The following is a 7,701-nucleotide window of genomic DNA, read 5'->3' on the forward strand; positions in this document are numbered from 1 at the left end:
GCGGCCGCAAGGACCGTGCTCAAAGGCCGGACATATGGACGCAAGCGATCGAAAACGACGCAAAACAACCGTTGCAGGCAGGGCGCCGTCCACATATGGATCCCAGGGTCTGCGCACGCCGCTTCGCGGCGGCTCCGCCCTAGGATGACGAAAGCACGGTTAGCGCGTCCCTCGCGAGGGCGATGCACCTCCTGCGTTGAACGCGCAAGCCCGTCGCGCGCGCCCTCAATCATCATAGCTGTGCCCTGCCCTCAGCCCGTCCCGCACGCGTGCCGCGATGGCCAGGAACTCCGGCGTCTCGCGGATATCGAGCGGCCGCTTTTTCGGCAGCGTCGATTCTATGACGTCGCTGACACGCCCCGGGCGCGGCGACATGACGACGATGCGCGTCGACAGATAGACCGCCTCAGGGATCGAATGGGTGACGAAGCAGATAGTCTTGTTGGTCCGCTCCCAAAGCTCCAGCAGCTGTTCGTTGAGGTGATCGCGCACGATCTCGTCCAGCGCGCCGAACGGCTCGTCCATCAACAAAAGGTCGGCGTCGAAGGCGAGCGCCCGCGCGATCGAGGCGCGCTGCTGCATGCCGCCCGAAAGCTGCCAGGGGTATTTCTTCTCGAAGCCGCTGAGATTGACAAGGTCGAGGGTTCGCTTGATGCGCGCCGCCTGCTCTGCCCTGGACAGGCCCATGATCTCCAGCGGCAGTGCCACATTGCGCTCGATGGTGCGCCACGGATAAAGTGCAGCCGCCTGGAAGACATAGCCATAGGCGCGGCTCTGGCGCGCCTGCTCGGGCGTCATGCCGTTGACGGAGATGGCTCCCGATGTCGGCTTCTCCAGATCGGCGATGACGCGCAGCAAGGTCGTCTTGCCGCAGCCGGAGGGCCCGATGAAGGACACGAATTCCCCCTTGCCGATCGTCAGGTCGACATTCGACAGCGCCTGTACCGGACCATCATTGGTCTGGAAGGTCAGGCCAAGCTTGCTTGCCGAAACAACGGCTGGCGATACTCCCGTCATCGGCCGTAGCCTGTCGCTTCCGGCCACTGCGGCGCCGGCCGGAATCCCATTGATTTTACCCCGATGTTGCTTTCCACTCGCCCAGTCCTACTCGCCGCAGTTTTACTCGCCCCAGTTCTACGCGCCCTTGTCCCATCAGATAGACGCCCGGAGTTGCCCCGATGTCGCCCAAACCGACTTGCCATCTTATCCGCCCTGAAAGCTCTTATGAAGGCAAGCAGGGCCTGAGTTATTTCGCCGGTATCGCCGCCGAAACAGTCGGCTCGTCCGGCATCTGCATGCATCTGCTGACCATGCCGCCGGGTGCCCGCGCCAAGGCGCATATGCACGAAAACCATGAAACCGCGATCTATGTGCTCTCCGGCGAAGTCCATACCTGGTATGGCGACCGGCTCGAACAGCATATCGTGGTCAAGGCCGGCGATCTTTTCTATATTCCCCCCGGCGTGCCGCATCTGCCGGCCAATCTGAGCGACGGCCCCGCCTCGGCGGTCATTGCCCGCACCGATCCCAACGAACAGGAAAGCGTCGTCCTGCTGCCGGAACTGGACGGGTTGGTCGCCTGACGCCGGCATCGAGGCAGCGGTCGTCATCGGCACCGTCACGAACATGATTTCAGCGGTCCTATCTCCTCAAGGCCGGGAATGGTCACGAAGAAACCGTCCCCTCCTCTGTTGATGACCTTGACGACATCCGTGGTCGTGCCCTCCTCGCCCTCGGCGAAACAGGTGGAGCTCAACAACAGGGTGCCAGGCGCCGTCGTCAGTCGCTGTGCGAACTGGCAGCCGCTGCCATAGGTTTCGACGCCGTCGGCGGTCAGCACGACATAATCGTCGCTGTCCTGATAACCGAGCCGTACACCAGCGCAACCGACCTCATTGCCAAAGGAGCCGGCAAGGACGTCAGCCGCCGCCGGCCCGGCGGCAAGGATCACCGCGGCCATTGAGATAATCGCTCCGTGGCTCGCCAAGCTCAAACGCCCGTCGCCGGGATGCCCGTCCGTTCCACCTTGCGCGGCGCGGAAATTTCCTTCCACGTCGACAGCGCCCGGTTGACCGCCGCGTTCGGCTCGCGAGCGACGAACTCGCCATGGCCGGGCTTCGCCTTGACCTCGTTTTCCTCGATCGACAGTTCGCCGCGCGAGAAGACAAAGCGCGGCAAGCCGGTTACCTCAAAACCCTCGAAGACATTGTAGTCGATCACCGACTGCTGCTTCTTGGCCGTGATCTTCTTCTTGCGCATGGGGTCCCATACGAGGATGTCGGCGTCCGCGCCTTCGACGATGGCGCCCTTCTTCGGGTACATGTTGAGGATCTTGGCGATGTTGGTCGAGGTCACCGCGACGAACTCGTTCATCGTCAGCCGGCCGGTCTTGACGCCGGTCGTCCACAGCACCGGCAAACGATCCTCGAGCCCGCCCGTGCCGTTCGGGATCTTGGTGAAGTCGCCGACGCCGTTGCGCTTTTGTTTGGTGGTGAAGGCACAATGGTCGGTCGCCACCACTTGCAGCGATCCGGCCTGCAGGCCGGCCCACAGCGAATCCTGGTGCAGTTTGTTGCGGAAGGGCGGGCTCATCACCCGGCGCGCCGCATGGTCCCAGTCCTTGTTGAAATATTCGCTCTCGTCCAGCGTCAGGTGCTGGATCAGCGGCTCGCCGAATACCCGCATGCCTTTCTGCCGCGCCCGGCGGATGGCTTCGTGCGCCTGCTCGCAGGAGACATGCACGACATAGAGCGGCACACCGGCCATGTCGGCGATCATGATGGCGCGGTTGGTCGCCTCGCCTTCCACTTCAGGCGGGCGCGAATAGGCGTGTCCCTCCGGGCCGCTGTTGCCCGCCGCCAGCAGCTTCTGCGACAGCGCCGCCACAACGTCGCCATTCTCGGCATGGACCAGCGGCAGCGCGCCAAGATCGGCACAGCGCTGGAACGACGAATAGAGCTCGTCGTCATCGACCATCAGCGCGCCCTTGTAGGCCATGAAATGCTTGAACGAGGTAATGCCCCTGTCGACGACGGTGGCCATCTCGTCGAACACCTGCTTGCCCCACCAGGTGATCGCCATGTGGAAGGAATAGTCGCAGGACGCCTTCGAAGTCTTGTTGTCCCACATCTGCAGGGCCTCGAGCAGCGACTGCTGCGGCCCTGGCAGGCAGAAATCGACGACCATCGTCGTGCCGCCGGCAAGGGCCGCGCGGGTGCCGGATTCAAAGTCATCGGCCGAATAGGTGCCCATGAACGGCATTTCGAGATGGGTATGCGGGTCGATGCCGCCCGGCATCACATAGCAGCCGCTGGCGTCGAACTCATGGTCGCCATGCAAATCCGAGCCGATGCCGATGATCTTGCCGTGCTTGAACAGCACGTCGGCCTTCCACGTGCGGTCGGCGGTGACGATGGTGCCATTCTTGATGACTTTGGACATTTTCTTGTTCCCTTATTCTCTTCGCGCTTCTTGTGAGCGGCGTTGCGAGGCTATCCCATCATTCGACAATCACCGCCGTGTCAACGACCGCATGGAACAGCACGTCGGCGCCGGCCGCTGCCCATTCCTTGGTGATTTCCTCGGCCTCGTTGTGGCTGAGCCCGTCGACACAGGGGCACATCACCATTGCGGTGGGTGCGACGCGGTTGATCCAGCAGGCGTCATGGCCGGCGCCGGAGACGATGTTGCGATGCGTATATCCCAGGCGCTCCGCCGCATCCCGCACAGCCTTGACGCAGCCCGCGTCGAAAGTGACCGGGTCGAAATGGCCGACCTGCTCGATTTGATATTTGATGTCGAGCGCGTCGCAGATCGTGTCGATGCCTTCGCGGATGCGCTCGTCCATGGCGTCCAGCACCTCCTTTTCCGGCGAGCGGATGTCGATGGTGAAGACGGTGCGCCCGGCGATTATGTTGCGCGAGTTCGGATAGACCTCCATATGGCCGACCGCGCCGACGGCGTCGGGCTGATAGTCCATGGCGATCTCGTGCACCAATTCGATCACCCGCGCCATGCCGAGCCCGGCATTGCGGCGCTTCGGCATCGGCGTCGAGCCGGTATGCGCCTCCTTGCCGGTCAGCGTCACCTGCAGCCATTTCAACCCTTGCCCATGGGTGACGACACCGATGTCGATGCCCTCGTCCTCGAGGATCGGGCCCTGCTCGATATGCAATTCGAAGAAGGCGTGGATCTTGCGCTCACCGACTTTCTCGGTGCCCTTCCAGCCGATCCGTTCGAGTTCCTCGCCGAATTTCTTGCCGTCCTTGTCGACATGTGAATAGACGTCGGCCTGGTCGAGCACGCCGGCGAATACCCCGGACGCCATCATCGCCGGCGCAAAGCGGGCGCCTTCCTCGTTGGTCCAGTTGGTGACGACGATCGGATGCTTGGTCTTGATGCCGAGATCGTTGAGCGAGCGCACGACCTCCAGGCCGCCGAGCACGCCGAGCACGCCGTCATACTTGCCGCCGGTCGGCTGGGTGTCGAGATGGCTGCCGACATAGACCGGCGGCAGGCTGGGGTCGGTGCCTTCGCGACGGGCAAACATCGTACCCATCTCGTCGACGCCCATTTCGAGCCCCGCCTCATCGCACCAGCGCTTGAACAGATGCCGCCCTTCGCCGTCCTCGTCAGTAACAGTCTGGCGATTATTGCCGCCGGCAATGCCGGGGCCGATCTTCGCCATCTCCATTATCGAATCCCACAAACGGTCTGAATTGATTCGCAGATTCTCGCCGGGGGCGGCCATATTCTAAAACCTCATCGGTTGTGGCACGCCAGCGTCCCCCTCCCCCTCGAGGGGAGGGTGGCCGCGAAGCGGTCGGGTGGGGTCGGCTGACATGCGCGCGACCTTCTCCTTGACCACCTGTGCGACATGCCAAGCGCTGTTTATGACATCGGGCTCATCGACGCGAAAGATATCGAACCCGAGCGATCGCAGATAGGCATCACGGACGGCGTCGTGCCGTTTGCCCTTCTCCTGTTCGTGCAGATCACCATCGATTTCAACGACCAGCTTTACCGCAAGGCAGGCAAAGTCGACGATATAAGGCCCGATCGGACACTGGCGGCGGAATTTCATCCCGGCCGATTTCAATTCGCGCAGTTCATACCAAAGCAGCGATTCGCCTTTGGTCGCATGAACTCGAAGCGCGCGCGCCTTCTGGCGCATTTCGAAGCTCACGCGGGTCCGGGGCATCACAGGCACCTATGCGGCCGAAGGTCAGGCTGGCGCGCTGCCGCGCCGACCCCACCCGGCCGCTTCGCGGCCACCCTCCCCTCAAGGGGGAGGGAAAGCTGCAGCGCGTTCCTCAATCCACCGCCCTCAGCACTTCGCGCACGTGGTCGATCAATTCGTTGATCTGGCCCTTGGTGATGATCAGCGGTGGCGACAGCGCGATGATGTCGCCGGTGGTGCGGATCAATGCACCGCGCTCGAACGCCTTGACGAAAGCCGAGAAGGCCCGCTTCGTTGGCTGGCCGGCGATCGGCGCCAGCTCGATCGCGCCGATCAGGCCGATGTTTCTGATATCGATGACGTTCGGCTCGCCCTTCAGCGAGTGCAGCGCGTCCTCCCAGTACGGCGCCAGTTCCTCGCCGCGCGTCAGCAGCCCTTCTTCCTTGTAGGTGTCAAGCGTGCCCAGCGCTGCCGCGCAGGCGATCGGATTGCCCGAATAGGTGTAGCCGTGGAAGAACTCGATCATGTGCTCGGGGCCGGTCATGAAGGCGTCGTGGATTTCCTTCTTCACGAACACCGCGCCCATCGGGATGACGCCGTTGGAGACGCCCTTCGCCGTGGTCATGATATCCGGCGTGACGCCGAAATAGTCGGCGGCAAACGGCGTACCGAGACGGCCGAAACCGGTGATGACTTCGTCGAAGATCAGCAAGATGCCGTGCTTGGTGCAGATCTCGCGAAGCTTCTGCAAATAGCCCTTCGGCGGCAGGATGACGCCGGTGGAACCGGCAACCGGCTCGACGATGACGGCGGCGATGGTCGAGGCGTCGTGCAAGGCGACGATGCGCTCCAGCTCGTTCGCCAGTTCCGCGCCATGCTCCGGCACGCCCTTGGTGAAAGAGTTCTTTTCCGGCAGATGCGTGTGGGGCATGTGATCGACGCCGCCGAGCAGCGTGCCGAACATCTTGCGGTTGGTGACAATGCCGCCGACGGAGATGCCGCCGAAATTGACGCCGTGATAGCCGCGTTCGCGGCCGATCAGACGGGTGCGCGAGCCCTCGCCTTTGGCGCGGTGATAGGCGATCGCCATCTTCAGCGCGGTCTCGACCGATTCCGAGCCGGAATTCGTGAAGAACACATGGTCCATGCCCTTCGGCGCGATGTCGACCAGCCGGTTCGCCAGCTCGAACACGATCGGATGGCCCATCTGGAACGCCGGCGCATAGTCGAGCTCGGCCGCCTGGCTCTGGATCGCCTCGGTGATCTTCGGGCGGCAGTGGCCGGCATTGACGCACCACAGGCCGGCAGTGCCGTCGAGAACCTTGCGCCCGTCGCTGGTCGTGTAATGCATGTCCTTGGCCGACACCATCATGCGCGGCGCCTGCTTGAACTGCCGGTTTGCCGTGAACGGCATCCAGAATGCGCTGAGATCGTTCGGCGTGACTTTCAGCCGGTTGGACATGACCAAGACTTCCCCTTGTAACCTGTTTCGGTGCGGCTAACGCTTGGTCTTACCAACGCTTGGTCTTCGCGACGTTTTCGTGCTACGCAAATTTTTGACCGGTTGGACAAACGTTAGCACCGCCTTATCAGCGGTCAAGGGATTACTAGCGGAAATGCGGCTTTCGAAGTGCGCTCCACAGGGCGAGGAAAAACTGGTCCAGAGAATTGGTCCAGACACTCCTCGCGGCGAAAGTTTTTCGGGGTGACGGGGGCGGTCGAAAGCTCCGCTCCTCGCCGCACCCGCATCCAGCTGGAAAAGCGCGAGCTCATCCTCGAGGCGGCGCTCGAAGTCTTCTCGACCAACGGTTTTCGCGGCTCGACCATCGACCAGATCGCTGAAGCCGCCGGCATGTCGAAGCCGAACCTGCTCTATTATTTCCGCCGCAAGGAGGACATCCACAAGACGCTGATGCAGCGGCTTCTCGACACCTGGCTGGCGCCGCTGCGCGAACTCGACGATATCGGCGACCCCTTGACCGAACTGCGCAGCTACATCAGGCGCAAGCTCGAAATGGCGCGCGATTTCCCGCGCGAGAGCCGCCTGTTCGCCAACGAGATCCTGCAGGGCGCGCCGCGCATCATGCCGATGCTGGAAGGCGAGTTGAAGACGCTGGTCGACGAGAAAGCCAACGTCATCAAGGGCTGGATGCGCGCCGGCAAGATTGCCCGCACCGACCCCTGGCACCTGATCTTCTCGATCTGGGCGACGACCCAGCATTATGCCGATTTCGACGTCCAGGTCCGCGCCGTGCTCGGCCCCGACCGCGGCGGCGACGGCCGCTTCGAGGATGCCGCAAGGTTTCTCGAGCAACTGTTCATCGACGGGCTGAAGCCGAAGGGCTGAGGCAGCTCGGCTGTCGCAAACCTCCCCCATTGCTTCGTCATCCTGGGGCGCGGCAAGGAGCGGAGCGACGCAGCGCAGACCCCAGGATCCATATGTGGACGGCGCCCTGCCTGCAACGGTTGTTTTGCGTCGTTTTCGATCGCTTGCGTCCATATGTCCGGCCTTTGAGCACGGT

8 protein-coding genes are annotated in these 7,701 nt (G+C 62.8%); 2 read left to right on the plus strand and 6 right to left on the minus strand.

All coding sequences use genetic code 11. The annotated features are described in order from the left end of the window. Nucleotides 1-225 precede the first annotated feature (225 nt). Nucleotides 226-1,017, minus strand: a complete 792-nt coding sequence (locus NKH30_RS32775; RefSeq protein ID WP_352453396.1) for an ABC transporter ATP-binding protein — start codon at nucleotides 1,015-1,017, stop codon at nucleotides 226-228. A gap of 161 nt (nucleotides 1,018-1,178) precedes the next feature. Between NKH30_RS32775 and NKH30_RS32780 the strand changes: the two genes are divergently transcribed. Further along, nucleotides 1,179-1,583, plus strand: coding sequence for a cupin domain-containing protein (locus NKH30_RS32780; protein ID WP_023675871.1), 405 nt, complete (start codon nucleotides 1,179-1,181; stop codon nucleotides 1,581-1,583). A 35-nt stretch (nucleotides 1,584-1,618) separates the two neighbouring features. Here the strand turns inward: NKH30_RS32780 and NKH30_RS32785 are convergent, their stop codons facing one another. From NKH30_RS32785 to aptA, 5 genes are all read right to left on the minus strand, one after another. Continuing rightward, nucleotides 1,619-1,960 carry a hypothetical protein gene (locus tag NKH30_RS32785; RefSeq protein WP_031211553.1) on the minus strand — a complete coding sequence of 114 codons (342 nt, stop codon included), beginning with the start codon at nucleotides 1,958-1,960 and terminating at the stop codon, nucleotides 1,619-1,621. 29 nt (nucleotides 1,961-1,989) lie between these two features. Next, entirely contained in the window at nucleotides 1,990-3,441 is a 1,452-nt protein-coding gene (gene hydA / locus NKH30_RS32790; RefSeq protein ID WP_352681863.1) for a dihydropyrimidinase, read from the minus strand. Between the two features lie 58 nt (nucleotides 3,442-3,499). After that, the gene (locus tag NKH30_RS32795; protein WP_352681865.1) at nucleotides 3,500-4,750 is read right to left on the minus strand and encodes a Zn-dependent hydrolase; all 1,251 of its coding nucleotides are present in this window, start codon (nucleotides 4,748-4,750) and stop codon (nucleotides 3,500-3,502) included. 3 nt (nucleotides 4,751-4,753) lie between these two features. Next, nucleotides 4,754-5,173, minus strand: coding sequence for an endonuclease domain-containing protein (locus tag NKH30_RS32800; protein ID WP_352503192.1), 420 nt, complete (start codon nucleotides 5,171-5,173; stop codon nucleotides 4,754-4,756). Nucleotides 5,174-5,312: 139 nt separating this feature from the next. Further along, the gene (gene aptA / locus NKH30_RS32805; protein WP_352471500.1) at nucleotides 5,313-6,641 is read right to left on the minus strand and encodes an omega-aminotransferase AptA; all 1,329 of its coding nucleotides are present in this window, start codon (nucleotides 6,639-6,641) and stop codon (nucleotides 5,313-5,315) included. Nucleotides 6,642-6,884: 243 nt separating this feature from the next. Between aptA and NKH30_RS32810 the strand changes: the two genes are divergently transcribed. After that, nucleotides 6,885-7,526 carry a TetR family transcriptional regulator C-terminal domain-containing protein gene (locus tag NKH30_RS32810; protein ID WP_352491100.1) on the plus strand — a complete coding sequence of 214 codons (642 nt, stop codon included), beginning with the start codon at nucleotides 6,885-6,887 and terminating at the stop codon, nucleotides 7,524-7,526. Nucleotides 7,527-7,701: the final 175 nt, after the last annotated feature.

The organism is Mesorhizobium sp. M1273 (assembly GCF_040318195.1).
In the GTDB taxonomy this organism is placed as follows: domain Bacteria; phylum Pseudomonadota; class Alphaproteobacteria; order Rhizobiales; family Rhizobiaceae; genus Mesorhizobium.

Bases quoted from the DNA above. Each gene is read 5' to 3' on its own strand.
- NKH30_RS32775 (WP_352453396.1), bottom strand. From the start codon at position 1,017: ATGACGGGAGTATCGCCAGCCGTTGTTTCGGCAAGCAAGCTTGGCCTG.
- NKH30_RS32780 (WP_023675871.1), top strand. From the start codon at position 1,179: ATGTCGCCCAAACCGACTTGCCATCTTATCCGCCCTGAAAGCTCTTAT.
- NKH30_RS32785 (WP_031211553.1), bottom strand. From the start codon at position 1,960: ATGGCCGCGGTGATCCTTGCCGCCGGGCCGGCGGCGGCTGACGTCCTT.
- hydA (WP_352681863.1), bottom strand. From the start codon at position 3,441: ATGTCCAAAGTCATCAAGAATGGCACCATCGTCACCGCCGACCGCACG.
- NKH30_RS32795 (WP_352681865.1), bottom strand. From the start codon at position 4,750: ATGGCCGCCCCCGGCGAGAATCTGCGAATCAATTCAGACCGTTTGTGG.
- NKH30_RS32800 (WP_352503192.1), bottom strand. From the start codon at position 5,173: ATGCGCCAGAAGGCGCGCGCGCTTCGAGTTCATGCGACCAAAGGCGAA.
- aptA (WP_352471500.1), bottom strand. From the start codon at position 6,641: ATGTCCAACCGGCTGAAAGTCACGCCGAACGATCTCAGCGCATTCTGG.